At 55.5% G+C, this 16,112-nt stretch carries 16 protein-coding genes; 11 read left to right on the forward strand and 5 right to left on the reverse strand.

Annotated elements, in window-relative coordinates; all coding sequences use genetic code 11:
• The first annotated feature begins 31 nt into the window (after window positions 1–31).
• Window positions 32–271, forward strand: a complete 240-nt coding sequence (locus FIV00_RS07820; RefSeq protein ID WP_152500217.1) for a hypothetical protein — start codon at window positions 32–34, stop codon at window positions 269–271.
• Window positions 272–497: 226 nt separating this feature from the next.
• Here the strand turns inward: FIV00_RS07820 and FIV00_RS07825 are convergent, their stop codons facing one another.
• Window positions 498–1,088, reverse strand: a complete 591-nt coding sequence (locus FIV00_RS07825) for a hypothetical protein (protein WP_152500218.1) — start codon at window positions 1,086–1,088, stop codon at window positions 498–500.
• A gap of 689 nt (window positions 1,089–1,777) precedes the next feature.
• On the opposite strand from FIV00_RS07825, the gene FIV00_RS07830 reads away from it, so the two are divergent.
• From FIV00_RS07830 to FIV00_RS07875, 10 genes are all read left to right on the forward strand, one after another.
• Window positions 1,778–4,072: a bifunctional salicylyl-CoA 5-hydroxylase/oxidoreductase gene (locus FIV00_RS07830; RefSeq protein ID WP_152500219.1), complete on the forward strand. Its 2,295-nt coding sequence runs from the start codon at window positions 1,778–1,780 to the stop codon at window positions 4,070–4,072.
• Complete coding sequence (locus tag FIV00_RS07835; RefSeq protein WP_152500220.1) at window positions 4,069–4,812, forward strand: SDR family NAD(P)-dependent oxidoreductase; 744 nt, start codon at window positions 4,069–4,071, stop codon at window positions 4,810–4,812. Before FIV00_RS07830 ends, FIV00_RS07835 begins: the two co-directional genes overlap by 4 nt.
• Window positions 4,809–5,282, forward strand: a complete 474-nt coding sequence (locus FIV00_RS07840) for a MarR family winged helix-turn-helix transcriptional regulator (protein ID WP_152500221.1) — start codon at window positions 4,809–4,811, stop codon at window positions 5,280–5,282. The genes FIV00_RS07835 and FIV00_RS07840 overlap by 4 nt, the downstream gene beginning before the upstream one ends.
• Window positions 5,283–5,284: 2 nt before the next feature.
• On the forward strand, window positions 5,285–6,085 hold the full coding sequence (locus tag FIV00_RS07845; protein ID WP_152500222.1) for an enoyl-CoA hydratase family protein: 801 nt from the start codon (window positions 5,285–5,287) through the stop codon (window positions 6,083–6,085).
• Window positions 6,085–7,239, forward strand: a complete 1,155-nt coding sequence (locus FIV00_RS07850) for an acyl-CoA dehydrogenase family protein (RefSeq protein ID WP_152500223.1) — start codon at window positions 6,085–6,087, stop codon at window positions 7,237–7,239. Before FIV00_RS07845 ends, FIV00_RS07850 begins: the two co-directional genes overlap by 1 nt.
• A gap of 2 nt (window positions 7,240–7,241) precedes the next feature.
• The gene (locus FIV00_RS07855; protein WP_152500224.1) at window positions 7,242–8,861 is read left to right on the forward strand and encodes a benzoate-CoA ligase family protein; all 1,620 of its coding nucleotides are present in this window, start codon (window positions 7,242–7,244) and stop codon (window positions 8,859–8,861) included.
• A complete protein-coding gene (gene kynA / locus FIV00_RS07860; protein WP_152500225.1) occupies window positions 8,858–9,697 on the forward strand; it encodes a tryptophan 2,3-dioxygenase in 840 nt (279 codons plus the stop codon). The genes FIV00_RS07855 and kynA overlap by 4 nt, the downstream gene beginning before the upstream one ends.
• Window positions 9,694–10,881 carry a kynureninase gene (kynU, locus tag FIV00_RS07865; protein WP_152500226.1) on the forward strand — a complete coding sequence of 396 codons (1,188 nt, stop codon included), beginning with the start codon at window positions 9,694–9,696 and terminating at the stop codon, window positions 10,879–10,881. Before kynA ends, kynU begins: the two co-directional genes overlap by 4 nt.
• A 145-nt stretch (window positions 10,882–11,026) precedes the next feature.
• Window positions 11,027–11,425 (forward strand): RidA family protein, encoded by a 399-nt coding sequence (locus FIV00_RS07870; RefSeq protein WP_152500227.1) that lies wholly within the window; start codon window positions 11,027–11,029, stop codon window positions 11,423–11,425.
• A 272-nt stretch (window positions 11,426–11,697) separates the two neighbouring features.
• Window positions 11,698–12,453 (forward strand): DUF3750 domain-containing protein, encoded by a 756-nt coding sequence (locus FIV00_RS07875; protein WP_152500228.1) that lies wholly within the window; start codon window positions 11,698–11,700, stop codon window positions 12,451–12,453.
• A 135-nt stretch (window positions 12,454–12,588) separates the two neighbouring features.
• On the opposite strand, the gene FIV00_RS07880 is transcribed toward FIV00_RS07875, so the two are convergent.
• Genes FIV00_RS07880 through ltnD form a run of 4 tightly spaced genes read right to left on the reverse strand, consistent with a single transcriptional unit; the run spans window position 12,589 to window position 16,110 of the window.
• Window positions 12,589–13,347 (reverse strand): hydroxypyruvate isomerase family protein, encoded by a 759-nt coding sequence (locus tag FIV00_RS07880; RefSeq protein ID WP_152500229.1) that lies wholly within the window; start codon window positions 13,345–13,347, stop codon window positions 12,589–12,591.
• Complete coding sequence (locus tag FIV00_RS07885) at window positions 13,344–13,991, reverse strand: aldolase (RefSeq protein WP_152500230.1); 648 nt, start codon at window positions 13,989–13,991, stop codon at window positions 13,344–13,346. Before FIV00_RS07885 ends, FIV00_RS07880 begins: the two co-directional genes overlap by 4 nt.
• Window positions 13,988–15,220, reverse strand: coding sequence for a 3-oxo-tetronate kinase (gene otnK / locus FIV00_RS07890; RefSeq protein ID WP_152500231.1), 1,233 nt, complete (start codon window positions 15,218–15,220; stop codon window positions 13,988–13,990). The genes FIV00_RS07885 and otnK overlap by 4 nt, the downstream gene beginning before the upstream one ends.
• Entirely contained in the window at window positions 15,220–16,110 is an 891-nt protein-coding gene (gene ltnD / locus FIV00_RS07895; RefSeq protein WP_152504163.1) for an L-threonate dehydrogenase, read from the reverse strand. The genes otnK and ltnD overlap by 1 nt, the downstream gene beginning before the upstream one ends.
• Between the last annotated feature and the right edge of the window lie 2 nt (window positions 16,111–16,112).

Genomic DNA, 16,112 nt, shown 5'->3' on the forward strand with positions numbered 1-16,112 from the left:
GACTGATAGTTCCGTTGTGGGATTGATGGGGATGATCCAGCCCGAGTGCGTGTCCAAGCTCGTGAATGTACGTGAACAAACGCAAGCTTCCGCCACCTATCTCAGCCGTTTTACCCATAAAGGGATCATTCGTGTTGAAACCGATGACGCCTTCGGAAACACCAGACGTAGGCAATTGCGCTACGCCAAAACCATAACCTATGTCACCAACTATGTAGTTGGCATCAATGTTGTTATTGAAATCGAAGCTAATTTTCTCCGCATAGAGTGAAAGTATATCGGCTGCTTCTTCAATCTCAGATTGCCAAGTGGCGGAAACACTATTGCTACTTGGAAAGAAGAATCCTGGCAATGAATTTAGAAATCTATTGACCTCCGCGACATTGCTACTTTCCAAAAAATTAATTTCGATGGTGCCTTTCCAAAGAGTATTTCCTTTAATTGGTAAAAGAAGAGCTTTGCTTGATGGATTTTGGGTGTCTGTTGTCGCGGGCATGTTAGTCTCCAGCACTTACTTTCAAGGCATAAGAATTTGCTTGCTTAACAAAGTCTGCGAAATCAGTTGCGTTGGTTATTTTCACAAATAGAAATTCACCGTTTGCCGGGTTTGGAACCCATGTGTCGCCATTATCCCATTGGATAAAAAGTAAATTTTGTTCATTTTTTAAGTAAAATACTTTAGAAAAGCATGTTTCTTCCATTAATTCGTTAAGCATTTCGGGTGAGAAAAGACCCATTGCAACAGCATTTAAAAATTCTTTCCTTTCTTTTTGACTTTTGAATCTACAAATACCTGGAAATTTTACTTCAGCAGCATAGAGTATTTCGGACACAACGAACAAATTCTCTGAGTTTTCCAGCGGGGGATAAATTTCATCTATTCCGTTAGTGTCCTGGCCGCCAATCATTCCAAGTAATTCTGCTGAATGATTTTTGACGACGTCTTCTAAGGTATGTATTTCATTACTGCTTCGGGCAAAAGTAATATTGATATTTATTGCCAATAAAATCACCGTCAAAATTGAAGTAAAGGGAGGTTTATTGTGAGGAAGAAGTATAATTTTACCAATTTTACATGAAAGAAACATGAAATACCTCCTCAGTGTATCTCTTAGACTTAACTTGTGTATTGCGAAAAGGACAGTCCACGACAGTCTTGCTGTTCTTCCAAGTCTTTTCGACGTACCAGCAGTTGGTAACGGGCCAGTCAAGACCCAGTTTTCGAACTAGAAATGCCACAGTCGCCTCTAAAATTGCCTCAGAGAATAGCGAAGAGCCGAAGAAGAAATCTCTATCAAAACAGCCCCCGCTGTTTCCGGATGTTCGTCAATAAGTTGTGTTTCTGAGTGCACGGTTGCACTTGTTGAGCGGGTTGTAAATATTAAAATATACGCACTTTATGATTGTTGTTGGACGGTCATGATTATCAAAATTGGCGAATTTCCGGAGTTTTCAAGAGTTGAATTTTTCAACCTTACGTAGCGTCGTTAAGAGGTTGGCTCATCCCTCATAATTCACTTTTCTTTCTTCTAGGTTTGATTGAGAGCTTTGTCAGGCGCTGCCCTCGCTTGTTCTGGCCCAACTTTCCATGGTGCTCCGTTTCCACGGATACCCCTTGTCCAAAACATTCGGTGGTCAAGACCATGTCTGTGGTTGAGCAGTGGATTAAAATAATTCAATCTTATAAATTTCAAGCTTGAAATAACTGTGAGCTGAGCTACGTTAACTCGTATCGATCCGTGGCGCGGGAGCGCTCGAAACTCGGGAGGTGCGATCAATGCGGGTGGCGTGTTTGGGCGGTGGGCCTGCCGGGCTCTATTTTGCCATTTCGATGAAGCTTCGCGATCCTTCGCACGAGATCGTAGTCGTTGAGCGCAACCGGGCGAGCGACACGTTTGGCTGGGGTGTCGTGCTGTCGGACGATGCGCTGGAAAACCTGGCAACGAATGACCCGAAAAGCGCTGAAGCCATACGCGATCACTTTGCCTATTGGGACGATATCGCCGTGGTCCATGACGGCGTGCGCACAGTCTCCGGCGGTCACGGTTTTGCCGGGATCGGCCGCATGCAGATGCTGCTTCTGCTTCAGGAGCGGGCGCGTGAACTGGGTGTCAAACTGCTCTTTGAGACGCCGTTTGACGATATTGAAAGCTATCGCCGCGACTATGATCTGGTCGTCGGCTGCGACGGCATCAATTCCAGTGTGCGCAGCGCCTATGCGGAGCATTTCAAGCCGGAAATCGATACCAGAAAGTGCAAGTTCGTCTGGCTTGGCACGCACCAAAAATTCGACGACGCCTTTACCTTTATCTTCGAGAAGACCGAGCACGGCTGGATCTGGGCGCATGCCTACCAGTTCGATGATGAGACGGCGACTTTCATTGTCGAGTGTACCGAGGAAACCTACGCCAATTTCGGCTTTGACGGGATGTCGAAAGAAGAGATCGTCGAAACTTGCCGGAAGACCTTCGAGGCGCATCTTGGCGGGCATAAGCTGATGTCGAATGCCGACCATCTGCGCGGGTCGGCGGTCTGGATCAACTTCCCGAGGGTGCTTTGCGAAAAGTGGCACCACGGCAATGTCGTTCTATTGGGTGATGCGTCCGCAACGGCGCATTTTTCCATCGGGTCCGGGTCACGGCTTGCCTTTGACAGCGCCATTGCGCTGGCCGATCTCATTCACAGCGAACCGACCCTTGAAAAAGCCTTCGAACGCTATCAGGAAGAGCGGCGGCTGGAAGTGCTGCGGCTTCAGTCCGCAGCGCGCAATTCGCTTGAATGGTTTGAGGATGTCGAGCGCTATCTCGATCTTGACCCGGTGCAGTTCAATTATTCGCTTTTGACGCGCTCGCAGCGTATCTCGCACGAGAACCTGCGCCTGCGTGATCCGGACTGGTTGCGTTCGGCTGAGAAGTGGTTTCAGCATGCATCCGGTGTTCCGGACAATGCGCCGGTGCGCGCACCGATGTTTGCGCCGTTCCGTCTGCGCCAGATGGAGCTGAAGAACCGGATCGTTGTGTCGCCCATGGCGCAGTATAAGGCCGTCGACGGCAGCCCGACAGACTGGCACCTGATCCATTATGGCGAGCGCGCGAAAGGCGGCGCCGGTCTCGTCTACACCGAAATGACCTGTGTTTCAGAAACGGGCCGGATTACGCCGGGCTGTCCAGGTCTTTATGCGCCGGAACACGAGGCTGCCTGGAAGCGTCTGGTGGATTTCGTGCATGGCGAGACCGAGGCCAGGATCTGTTGCCAGATCGGTCATTCAGGCCGCAAGGGCTCCACCAATATCGGCTGGGAGGGCATGGACAAGCCCTTGGCGTCCGGCAACTGGGATCTTGTATCGGCATCGGCGCTCGCCTGGTCTGAAGAAAATGCTGTGCCGCGCGAAGCGACCGAAGCCGATATGGAGGCGATCAAGTCAGAATTTGTTGCCGCAGCCGAGATGGCGGAGCGGGCAGGGTTCGACATGATTGAGCTGCATGCCGCCCATGGCTATCTGCTGTCTTCGTTCATATCGCCGCTCTCCAACATTCGGACGGATGACTATGGCGGCAGCCTGGAAAACCGGCTGCGTTATCCGCTTGAGGTCTTCCACGCAATGCGCCGCGTCTGGCCTGAACACAAGCCGATGTCCGTGCGCATTTCCGCAAGTGACTGGGCCGGCGAGGACGGGGTAACACCGGAAGAAGCCGTCGAGATTGCACGCGCTTTTCAGCAAGCAGGCGCAGATCTGATCGACGTCTCCGCAGGTCAGACCAGCACGGAGGCAAAGCCGGTTTACGGGCGCATGTTCCAGACGCCGTTTTCCGACCGAATCCGCAATGAGGCGGGCATTACCACGATGGCGGTCGGCAACATTTATGAGGCCGATCATGCAAACTCGATCCTGATGGCGGGACGTGCTGATTTGATCGCCATCGGCAGACCGCATCTGGCCGATCCCTATTGGACCTTGCATGAAGGCGCGAAGATCGGTGACCGGCAGGCCGTCTGGCAGCCACCTTATCTTGCCGGGCGCGATCAGGCCTGGCGGCTTGCGGACCGTGAAGCAGAGGCAATCCGGGTATGACACTGGAAGGCAAACATGTGGTCGTGACCGGCGGCGGCTCCGGTGTTGGTGCCGAAACGGCGCAGGCATTCAACCGGCAAGGCGCGCGCGTTACGATATTGGGGCGACGTGAGGAACCTTTGAAGGCGCAGGGTCTTTCCTACCAACTGTGCGATGTCACCGATGCGGAGGCTGTTGCGAAGGCACTGGACGCAGCCCGGCAGCAAAACGGCCCGATTTCCGTTGCTGTTGCCAATGCAGGCGCTGTTGAAAGCGTGCCTTTCGCAAAACTGTCTCAAGACCAGATGCAGTCAATGCTGGCAGTGAACCTGATTGGTGTCGCCAATCTTTGGCAGGCCGCGCTTGGCGATATGAAGGCGTCCGGTTGGGGGCGCATGATTGCCGTTGCCTCCACCGCCGGGCTGAAGGGGTATCCCTATGTGGCGGTCTATAGTGCGGCCAAGCACGGTGTCATTGGCTTGACCCGCTCACTGGCGATTGAGTTTGGCCAGACGGGCGTGACCGTCAACGCGATCTGCCCGAGCTTCGTGGAAACGCCGCTCCTTGAACGGTCGATTGAAACAATCGTTCGAAAGACGGGTCTGAGCGCGGAAGATGCGCGCGCATCTCTTATCGCCGGCAATCCGCAACAACGGTTCATCGAAACTGATGAAGTTGCCGGAACTGCGCTGTGGCTGTGTTCTGATGCTGCGCGGTCGGTGAACGGACAGGCCATTTCCTTGTCGGGAGGAGAAGTATGAACGAACCGGCTCTTAATGGAGCAGAGCAATCTGTTTCAAAGGCACGCCTGCGGCTCTGGCTGAAACTGCTCAAGGCCTCCAGCCTGATTGAGGATGAGATCAGGCGGCGCTTGCGCAATGAGTTCAACTGGACGCTGCCGCGCTTTGATGTGATGTCCGCGCTGGCGCGCTCACCGGACGGGCTGAAGATGAGCGAGATCTCGCAAATGCTGCGGGTCTCCAATGGCAACATTACCGGCATCGTGGACAAGCTGTCAGAGGAAGGTCTGGCCCTGCGTGTCGCAGTGCCCGGAGACCGGCGCGCCAACCTTGTTCGGCTCACACCGAAAGGACAGGATGTCTTCACACAGCATGCGGAAGTGCATGAGGCCTGGATCGACGAAATTCTGAGTGGCCTCGACGCTGAGGACGTTGACGGCATGATCGGCCGCCTCGACCGGTTAAGCGAAGCGCTTGAGGAGGGGAAGTGACCATGCGCAGCGACGTTCAGCACTTTAATTGCACGGTTGCGGACGGGATCGCAGAAGTCTCGCTCAATCGTCCGGACCGGAAGAACCCGCTGACATTCGACAGCTATGCGGAGCTGCGCGACTGGTTTCGGGAGCTTCACTACAATGATGATGTCAAGGCAGTCGTTTTCGGGCCGAACGGAGGTAATTTTTCCTCTGGCGGTGACGTTCACGACATCATTGGCCCGCTGACCAAAATGAACATGAAAGAGCTGCTGGCCTTCACCCGCATGACGGGGGATCTGGTCAAGGCAATGGTCAATTGCGGCAAGCCCGTCATCGCCGCAATCGACGGGGTCTGCGCCGGGGCTGGCGCAATCATTTCCATGGCGTCGGACCTCAGGATTGCGACACCTGAGGCAAAGACGGCCTTCCTGTTCAACCGTGTCGGGCTTGCGGGCTGCGATATGGGTGCCTGCGCAATCCTGCCCCGGATCATCGGGCAGGGGCGAGCTGCGGAGCTGCTATATCTCGGGCGGTCGATGAGTGCTGAGGAAGGGCATGCCTGGGGCTTCTTCAACCGCGTTGTCGAGCGGGACGACCTGCTTGCGACAGCAAGAGACATTGCGCGGCGCATTGCTGCCGGTCCTGGCTTTGCCAATATGATGACAAAGACGATGCTGGCCCAGGAATGGTCCATGTCGATTGAGCAGGCCATTGAAGCCGAAGCACAGGCACAGGCCATCTGCATGCAGGGACAGGACTTCCACCGGGCTTACCATGCCTTCGTTGCCAAGGAAAAACCGGTGTTTGAGGGTGACTGATGGCGGACAAGAGCTTTCTGAACTGGCCGTTTTTTGAAGATCGTCATCGCGCGCTTTCAGCGGAGCTCGAGGGCTGGGCCGGCGCGCATCTTTCAAAGGTTGATCATGGCGATACAGATGCGGCATGCCGTCGTCTCGTCAGTGATCTCGGACATGCCGGTTTCCTGAAGCTGAGTTCATCGGATGCGGGCAAGCTAGACGTCAGAAGCCTCTGTCTCATCCGTGAGACACTGGCCCGTCATGACGGACTGGCGGATTTTGCCTTTGCCATGCAGGGCCTCGGCACCGGCGCGATTTCGCTGTTCGGTACCCTTGACCAGAAATCGGAATGGCTTTCAAAAACGCGTGCAGGCGAGGCGATCTCCGCGTTTGCTCTCACCGAACCTCAATCGGGTTCGGATGTTGCGAATTCCACCATGACGGCGACCCGGGACGGAGAACATTTTATCCTCGAGGGTGAAAAGACCTGGATTTCCAATGGTGGAATTGCAGATGTCTACACGCTTTTTGCCCGCACTGGTGAAGCTCCTGGTGCGAGGGGACTTTCCGCCTTCATCGTCCCCGCCGGACTGCCCGGCTTCGAGATAGTGGAGCGGCTGGATGTTCTGGCTCCGCACCCGCTTGCCAGGCTGCGTTTTTCAAATTGCCGACTTCCTGCATCAGCGCTGATCGGCGAACCCGGCCAGGGTTTCAAGATCGCCATGTCGGTTCTGGATGTTTTTCGGTCAACAGTTGCCGCGGCCGCGCTGGGCTTTGCCCGCCGCGCGCTGGATGAGGCACTCAAGCGTGTTTCCAGCCGGCATGTTCAGGGCTCTCCGCTTGCGGAATTGCAGATGGTGCAGGGTCATATCGCCGACATGGCGCTTGATATCGATGCCGCTGCGCTTTTGACCTACCGTGCCGCGTGGACGAAGGATGCAGGTGCCCCGCGCGTGTCCCGCGAAGCTGCGATGGCCAAGCTTTTTGCGACCGATCAGGCGCAACAGGTCATCGACAAGGCTGTGCAGCTTCATGGCGGAGACGGGGTTCGCTCAGGCGAATCCGTTGAAAGGCTCTACCGCGAAATCCGGGCCCTGCGCATTTACGAAGGCGCATCGGACGTCCAGCGGGTGGTTATCGCCAGACAGACCCTCGCCGAACAACAAGGAATGTGATCATGCTCCAACATTCTGCTCATATCGACACGTTCTCGCGGGACAATTTGCCTGAGATGAACACCTGGCCGGACTTTCTTCTGGATGGTTTTGACTATCCAGAACATCTCAACGCGGCTGTGGAACTAACTGACAGGATGGTCGAAAAGGGCTTTGGTGATCACACGGCGCTGATCGGCAATGGCCGGCGGCGCACCTATAAAGAGCTTTCCGACTGGACCAATCGCCTGGCGCATGCCCTTGTCGAGGATCTGAAGCTCAAGCCCGGCAACCGGGTTCTGATCCGTTCGGCCAACAATCCGGCAATGGTGGCCTGCTGGCTGGCGGCGACCAAAGCCGGTGCGGTTGTCGTCAACACCATGCCGATGCTGCGGGCTGGTGAGCTGACAAAGTATGTCAACAAGGCTGAGATCACTCATGCGCTTTGCGACACAAGGCTGATGGATGAGATGACAGCCTGCGCGAAGGACAGCAAACATTTGAAAACGGTGGTCGGTTTCGATGGCACCTCCAACCACGATGCCGAGCTCGACAGACTGGCCCTGGAAAAACCGGTTCAGTTTGAAGCTGTCGCCACCAGCCGGGACGATGTGGCGCTTATTGGATTTACGTCCGGATCAACGGGTGAGCCCAAGGGCACGATGCATTTCCATCGGGACCTGCTGATCATTGCGGACGCCTACGCTAGGGAAGTGTTGGATGTCGGCCCGCAGGATGTTTTTGTCGGTTCGCCGCCGCTTGCATTCACGTTCGGCCTGGGAGGGTTGGCGATCTTCCCCTTGCGGTTCGGTGCTGCTGCAACGCTTCTGGAAGCGGCAACCCCGCCGAACATGATCGACATCATCGAAAAATACCGTGCGACCGTCTGTTTTACGGCGCCGACCGCCTATCGCGCCATGCTGCGTGCCATGGATGAAGGGGCGGACCTGACTTCGTTGCGTGCTGCCGTTTCTGCCGGTGAAACCTTGCCGGCACCGGTCTATGAGGAATGGAAGGCAAAAACGGGCAAGCCGATGCTGGACGGAATTGGCTCGACAGAACTTTTGCATATCTTCATCACCAACCGGTTTGAAGATCACAGGCCGGCCTGCACGGGCAGGCCTGTCTCGGGCTATGAAGCCAAGGTGGTCGGTCCCGATGGTAACGAGGTGCCGGCAGGCGATGTCGGGCGGCTTGCCGTGCGTGGGCCGACTGGTTGCCGGTACCTCAAAGGGGAGCGGCAAACGGAATATGTCCAGAACGGCTGGAACATTACCGGCGACGCCTTTACCCGCGATGCGGACGGGTATTTTCATTTCGCCGCGCGCAATGACGACATCATCCTGAGCAGTGGTTACAACATTGCCGGACCTGAGGTCGAGGCGGCCTTGCTGTCACATGAAGCCGTTGCCGAGTGTGCCGTGATCGGCGTCGCGGACGAAGACCGGGGTGCCATTGTAGAGGCACATGTCGTCCTTGGAGCTGATCACGAAGCGTCCGATCTCATGATCAAAGCGTTGCAGGACCACGTGAAGGCAACGATTGCTCCATTCAAATACCCACGCAGTATTGTTTTTGCCGATGCGCTGCCGAAAACCGAAAGCGGCAAGATCCAGCGGTTCCGGCTCAGGACAGCGTCATGAGCAGCAAAGCCTATGATCCGGAAAAAGACGGCGCCAGGATGGGATTTTCCGACGCCATGTCCTATGGCGACTATCTGCATATCGACACGCTCCTGTCGCAGCAGCATTGCCTCAGCAACGCCCATGACGAGATGCTGTTCATCGTTCAGCATCAGACGTCAGAACTCTGGATGAAGCTGATCATCCATGAATTGGCAGCTGCCCGCGAAGCCTTGAGAACAGGCAACACGGCGAAGATGTTCAAGATGCTGGCCCGGGTCAGCCGGATATTCGAACAGCTCAACAATCAGTGGGATGTGTTGCGCACCATGACACCGGCTGATTACACGCTGTTTCGCGAAGCACTGGGTCCGTCATCGGGTTTCCAGTCCTACCAGTACCGCATGATCGAATATGTGCTCGGCAACCGAAATCCGAACATGTTGAAGCCCCATGCGCATTTGCCGGACATCCACAAGGAGCTGTCTGCAGAACTTGCCCGTCCGAGTTTTTATGATGAGGTTGTTCGCTTGCTTTTCCGAACACTGGATGGTCATGAGGACAATGCTCCAGCTCCACAGCTGGAAAAGCCGCATGAGGCACATCCCGAAATTCAGGCACGATGGAAGCAGGTTTACGAGAACATTGAAACCTACTGGACGCTCTATGAACTGGGCGAAAAACTGGTCGATATGGAAGATTATTTCCGCCGTTGGCGCTTCAACCATGTCACGACCGTTGAGCGCGTCATCGGCTTTAAGCGTGGCACGGGCGGCACGTCCGGGGTTGCCTATTTGAGGCGGATGCTTGAAGTGGAACTCTTTCCCGAACTTTGGCATTTGAGAGGTGAGCTATGAGCCTGCCAAAGAAAGAGCTCTTCGATATTCCAGCCGATGTCATTTATCTGGACGGCAACTCTCTCGGTCCCTTGCCGAAAGGGGCCTCGACACGCGCGGGTGAAGTAATCGAGAAAGAGTGGGGCAGGGAGTTGATCCGGGCCTGGAATACGGCCGACTGGATTGCGTTGCCCAAACGCGTTGGCGATCGGATTGCCCGTTTGATTGGGGCTCCGGAAGGCTCTGTCGCGACCGGCGACACTTTGTCGATCAAGGTCTACCAGGGGTTGGCTGCCGCTTTCAAAATGCGTCCTGAGCGGCGTGTAATCCTTTCGGACCGGGGCAACTTTCCAACGGATCTCTATATGGCCCAGGGTCTGATGAGCACTGTCGACAAGGGCTATGAATTGCGCACCCCGGCTCCGGAAGACGTGATGGATCATATTTCTGAAGACGTCGCTGCTGTGATGCTGACACATGTCGATTACCGCTCAGGTCGTCTTCATGACATGAAAGAGGTCACGGAAAGGGCTCATGCGGCAGGTGCCGTAATGATCTGGGATCTGGCGCATAGTGCAGGTGCGGTGCCACTGGATCTTTCCGGTTCCAAGGCGGAGTTTGCCGTTGGATGCACCTATAAATATCTCAACGGCGGGCCGGGTGCTCCGGCGTTTATTTATGCTCGACCGGATCTGATCGAAAGCGTTGAACCAGCTCTGGCAGGCTGGATGGGACATGAAGCACCGTTTGCGATGGAACCGGGCTACCGTCCGGCCATGTCCACGGAGCGGCTGCGTGTGGGAACGCCGCCGGTGGTTCAGCTATCGATCCTCGATGCAGCACTCGACGCGTGGAATGACGTCGACATGAGCGATATCCGCAAGGCGTCGCTGGACCTCTCGGAATGCTTCATTGCCGAAGTGGAGCGGCGTTGTCCGGTGCTCAAACTCGCGTCTCCGCGCGAGGGTGCATTGCGCGGCAGTCAGGTGTCCTTTGCGTTTGAGCATGGGTATGCGGCGATGCAGGCCTTGATCGACAAGGGCGTGATCGGTGACTTTCGAGCTCCTGACATCATGCGGTTCGGCTTCACGCCGCTCTATCTCGACGAAGAAGATGTCATTGCTGCCGCGAAAATTCTTGAAAAGGTGATTGCCGGAGAGCTCTGGCGGGATCCGAAATACCAGACGAAATCACGTGTAACCTGATGACTGAAGCAAAGGGATACATGCGGACCTGTGCGAAATCCAGCTGGCCGCGCGGATGTGACAAGAGCGCGCTTCAAGCTGGACGCGTTGCCAGAGGGCATGCACCTGAAGGCGAGCACAAGCAATGCATCATGGAGAGCTGCCAATGAAACCCGAAGTCATTCATCCGGAAGGCTGGGCGAAAGCGCTCGGTTATGCGAACGGGATGCTGATGCCGGACGGAACGCTTCATATCGGCGGACAGATTGGCTGGGACAAGGACAAGCGCTTTGCTCCCGGTGGATTTTTGCCCCAGATGGAACAGGCGCTCACCAACATTGCTGACATCGTCGAGGCAGCAGGCGGCGAGATTTCCGACATTGGGCGTCTGACATGGTTCATCAAGGACAAGACTGAATATCTGGCAAAACAAAGAGAGGTTGGCGAGGTTTACCGTCGTGTGTTCGGCAAGCACTTTCCGGCCATGTCGATGCTCGTCGTCAAAGACCTCATTGAAGACGAGGCTGTCATAGAAATCGAGGCGACTGCTTTTGTCAGGCGGTGACCGAGGTTCGGTCCGCTGTTCGTTTTGATGAGCCCAAGGCGCAAGACTGTCGAAGAAACACTCGGGCAACTTCACAAAGCCAAATTCCATGCGGCTGATGCCAAAGCTTGATATTCGAGCGCTCACCTGACGCATCCTTTAGGCTTCGTGATTTTACAAAATCGAACCGCCAAGATTGAATGAGAGCTTCGCTCGACCGGTTCTATGGACAACGGCCTCAAAGGGACTAGATCTTCCTCTCGACCGGTCAAACAGGATTTGTTGGACAATCGATGCGTCGGATCTTCATCTGGATTTCAGGCTTTCTGCTTTTTAATCTTGGTCTAGCCCTCTTTGTTGTTTTTTCGGGTGTGCAAACAACTTCCGCACATTGGAGCAGTGCGAGCAGGGCGCCGCTTGGCGTTGCGCCCGATCCGCTTTCAGAACGGCAAGCCATCATTCAGGTTTATTCCGCCAGGGCTTTCAGCTGGCGCGGTTATTTCGGCGTTCATAGCTGGATCTCCATCAAGGACCGGGACGCGGCGCACTTCACCACCTATGAGGTGACAGGTTGGAGAGTGCGTTATGGCGGGAAAGCCGTATCCTCTTCGAGCCGTGCCCCGGACAGTCGCTGGTTCGGATCAGCGCCGCGCCTGATCGCGGAACTTCATGGTGGAGAGGCCGAGGCTGCGATCCCTCGGCTTTTGAAGACCATACGCAGCTACCAATTTGATGACCGCTATACCGTCTGGCCCGGTCCAAACTCAAACACGTTCATTGCTCATTTGGGCAGAGTGGTTCCGGAGCTGAGACTGGATTTACCTCCGACGGCTGTCGGCAAGGATTTCCTGCAGAGCGGACTTTGGGACAAAGCTCCAAGCGGCACAGGATATCAACTGTCCGTCCTGGGCCTTTTTGGGCTTTTGGTCGCCTGGGAGGAGGGGATTGAGTTAAATCTCTTTGGCCTGACTTACGGAATAGACGTCAAGGATTTCTCCTTGAAGCTTCCCATGGTCGGACGGGTCGAGTTTCCCTCGACGAGCACTTGATCTTTTGAAGCTGTCACGCAAACGGTGACAAAGAGGATACGTGGGACAGAACGGTCCTGGTGCGAGTATCGGCCAATACCGGACTTCCGCTTTCACTGCTGCGAATGAGAAAGTGGACCAAAGCGGCTTCGGTGCCTAACAAAGATGGCTATTCATCCAGTCGAGGCCCTCTTCTGTGGCACTCACCGGTTTGTATTCAGCACCGATTGGTTTCTTCCAGCCGAGGTCAGCAATCTTGGAAAATACGGTCGGATAGTGCAGCTCGCCGTGATCTGGTGCTCGGCGATCAGGGACCGATGCAATCTGAATATGACCGACAATAGGCAAGAGGTCCTGCAACCGGAAAAGTACGTCGCCTTCGTTGCGTGCGACATGATAGCAGTCGAACATGAGTTTCAGGTTCGGGGCGGCGAGCTTGGTGATGATGTCCCTTGCCTGCGTGGTGTTCGTCAAGAAGTATCCCGGTGCGTCATGCCGGTTTAACGGTTCGATCAGGATGGTTCGGCTGGTGCGTGTCACCGCATAGTCAAGGTTCTTCAAAAAGGTGGCTTGCGCTTTTGGTCCGCTCGCTTTCCCGGCCATTACGTGGATCGCAGCGGTATCGGTGCGGTTCGCATAATCGATTGCTTCGTCAATTGCTGCCCGAGCTTCATCTTCCCTTTCAGGAAGCGCAGCAAGACCGTTTTCTCCTTTCGAGACATCACCGCGCCTTGTATTCAGGCCGAGCATCTTGAGCCCCGTTTCCTCAAGTGCCGCCTTTAAATCGAGCACTGGTGTCTCATAAGGCCAATGGCATTCAACGGCATCGAAATCGTGCGCCCTGGCTGCCCGGATTGCCGCTGGCAGGGAGCGGTCGGCCCACAAGAAGCCGAGATTTGCCGAGAAGCTAGTCACTCATCCCACTCCACATCGAACTTGGAAACGACTGCATGAATTTGTTCCTTGTTGAGGGGGATTGGCTGTTCTCCACGCAGTAGTAGTGTCAGCCTCGCGGTTGCTTCAAGCTCCTCTATTGCATTGCATGCAGCTTCCACGTCTTTTGCCGCAACGACAGGACCGTGATTGGCCAACATGACTGCGCTGCGTTTGCCTGCCAGTCCCCGGACAGCCTCGCCCATCGCGGGATCACCCGGTACGAAAACCGGCAGAAGTTTTACCCTGCCGAGTTGCATGATGGCGTATGGCGTCAGCGTTGGCAGAAAGTTTTCCGGATCAACATCGGGCAACATGGAAAGGGCAACGGAGTGACAGGAATGCAGGTGCACTACGGCGCCTGCAGTCGAGCGCGTGTCGTAGAACGCCGTGTGCAGTGGCATTTCCTTAGTTGGACGATCACCTTCAATGTGCTTTCCCTTGTCATTGAATTTGCTCAGTCGAGCCGGATCGAGACGACCGAAACTTGTTCCGGTCGGGGACACCAGGAGACCACCATCTTCGGTCAGTGCGGAAATATTGCCGGTGGACCCGTGGGTCAGGCCGCGCTCGAAAAGAGAGCGGGCGAGAAGGCACATCTGTTCCCTTAAGGCTGCCTCACTCATCCTTTGAGCATCCGGTCCGCTTTTTCAAAAAAGTCCTCAGCGCCGAAATTGCCGGACTTCAGCGCGACCACCAGGTCAGGCCCCGCCCTTAGCGCCGGAACGCCAGGATCGATTTCAGGGCCAATTTCCAGTGTTTCCAATCCGAGGCCTTCCACAATTGCACCTGAAGTCTCTCCGCCAGCTGTGATGATCCGCGTTGCACCGCCTGCACGCGCGACCTTGGCAACGTCGGAAAAAAAGGTTTCCAACGCAGCTGCCGAACGCTCTCGACCGTAGGTGGCCTGGATATCGGCAACAATGTCAGGATCTGCCGAACTGAAAGCCATCGGAATGCCTTCACTGCCAAGCAGCCAGTCAGCCGTCTCTTCGGCGGTCAAGTGTCCTTCGATTACCTCTGCCGCGTTGACCTCCCGCGATGGATGTTGCGCGATATGTGCCTTCACTTGCCGGCGTGTGGCCAGTGAACAGGAACCGGAAAGAACAATGGATTTTCCTGGCTGAGGAGTCCACGGAACCAGCGAGGGCGTGCAGCCGAAGTTTGCTGGCAGCCCAAGTGCGACCCCGGAGCCTCCGGTGACAAGTCGCAAGTCCTTTGCCGTTTTGCCTATTTCAATGAGGTCCTCGTCCCGGATGGCATCGATCACGATCAACCGCTTGCCTGAATGGTGCTCACTTTCAATACATTGGCGTATGGCATCAGTGCCGCTTTGTACGTGCTGTGCGGCAACATGGCCGACAGAAAAACGCGATTGCCGTGTCAGCCAACGCCGGATGTCAGGATCTGTCATTGGTGTCAGGGGATGCGTCTGCATTCCAGATTCGCTCAAGAGCGTATCCTTGACGAACAGATGACCTTGGTAGACGGAACGTCCAGTTCCAGGAAACGCAGGACAGACAATCACTTTTTGTGCGTCGAGTGCTTCAGCAAGTGCATCCGCCACAGGACCGATATTGCCTTCCGGTGTCGAATCGAAGGTTGAGCAATATTTGAAGAAAAACTGCTCGCAGCCCTGCGACTTCAGCCAATCCAGAGCTTCAAGGGATTGCGCGACGGCATCGCCAGGATCGATCGATCGGCTTTTGAGCGCAACGACACCTGCGTCAACGGTCTCTGCAGCATCGGTCCGAGGTGTGCCTGAATACTGCGTCACCCGCATGCCCTGTTTCGCGAGCGTGTTGGCCAGATCGCTTGAGCCGGTGAAGTCGTCCCCTATGCATCCCAGCCGCATCAGCCTTCCCCCGGCAACTGCAAACCGGCACTACGGGCATAGACTTTGGTTATGGCTGCGTCGTCTTCATGCCCCAGACCCATCTCAACTGCCTTGTTGTATTGCCGTAGAGCTGCTTCCGTAATCGGCGCTTCAAGCCCTGAGCCCTTTGCTGCCTCCAGTACAATGCCAAGATCCTTGGGCCAGATGACGGTTTGGCTGTGTGGTGTGTAGTCGCCCGCAACCACGTGCGGAGCCCGATTTTCAAGCATCCAGCTTGTGCCGGCGCATCTGCTGATGACGTTGATGAATTTCTGCGGATCGATGCCTTGTGTCATGCCGAAAGTCAGGGCTTCGGCCATGGCTGCAATGTGCACACCTGCCAGGAGCTGGTTGACCGCTTTCATCGCTGATCCGGAGCCGGCTGTGTCTCCGAGTTTGAACACGGTTTCAGCTGTGGCCTCCAGCACCGGTTGGGCGGCGGTAAACGCTTCTGGTGTGCCGGCTGCCATTATGGAGAGCTTGCCTTCACCTGCCTTGACCGATCCGCCGGATACCGGCGCATCAAGATAATGAACACCGTGATCCTGGCAGCGTGTTTCCATGCTCCTTGCAAAATCGGGAGGCACTGTCGCGCAGGCGACAACCACGGCACCAGGCTTCAATTTCGGAACAATTCCCGTTTCACCAAACAGAATGGTTTCGGTTTGATCAGCATTCAGAACCACGGCGACGACCGCATCTAGTGACGCCGCGACAGCATCGACAGTCTCGGCTGCGCCACCTTCATTTCGTAAACTGTCCATGCGTTCAGTAACAATGTCGGAGCCGAAGACCTGATATCCCTGGCGAACACATGATCGGGCCATGCCAAAGCCCATGGACCCGAGGCCGACGACGGCGACTTTCACCG

The organism is Labrenzia sp. THAF82 (assembly GCF_009363435.1).
Classification (GTDB): Bacteria; Pseudomonadota; Alphaproteobacteria; order Rhizobiales; family Stappiaceae; genus Roseibium; species Roseibium porphyridii.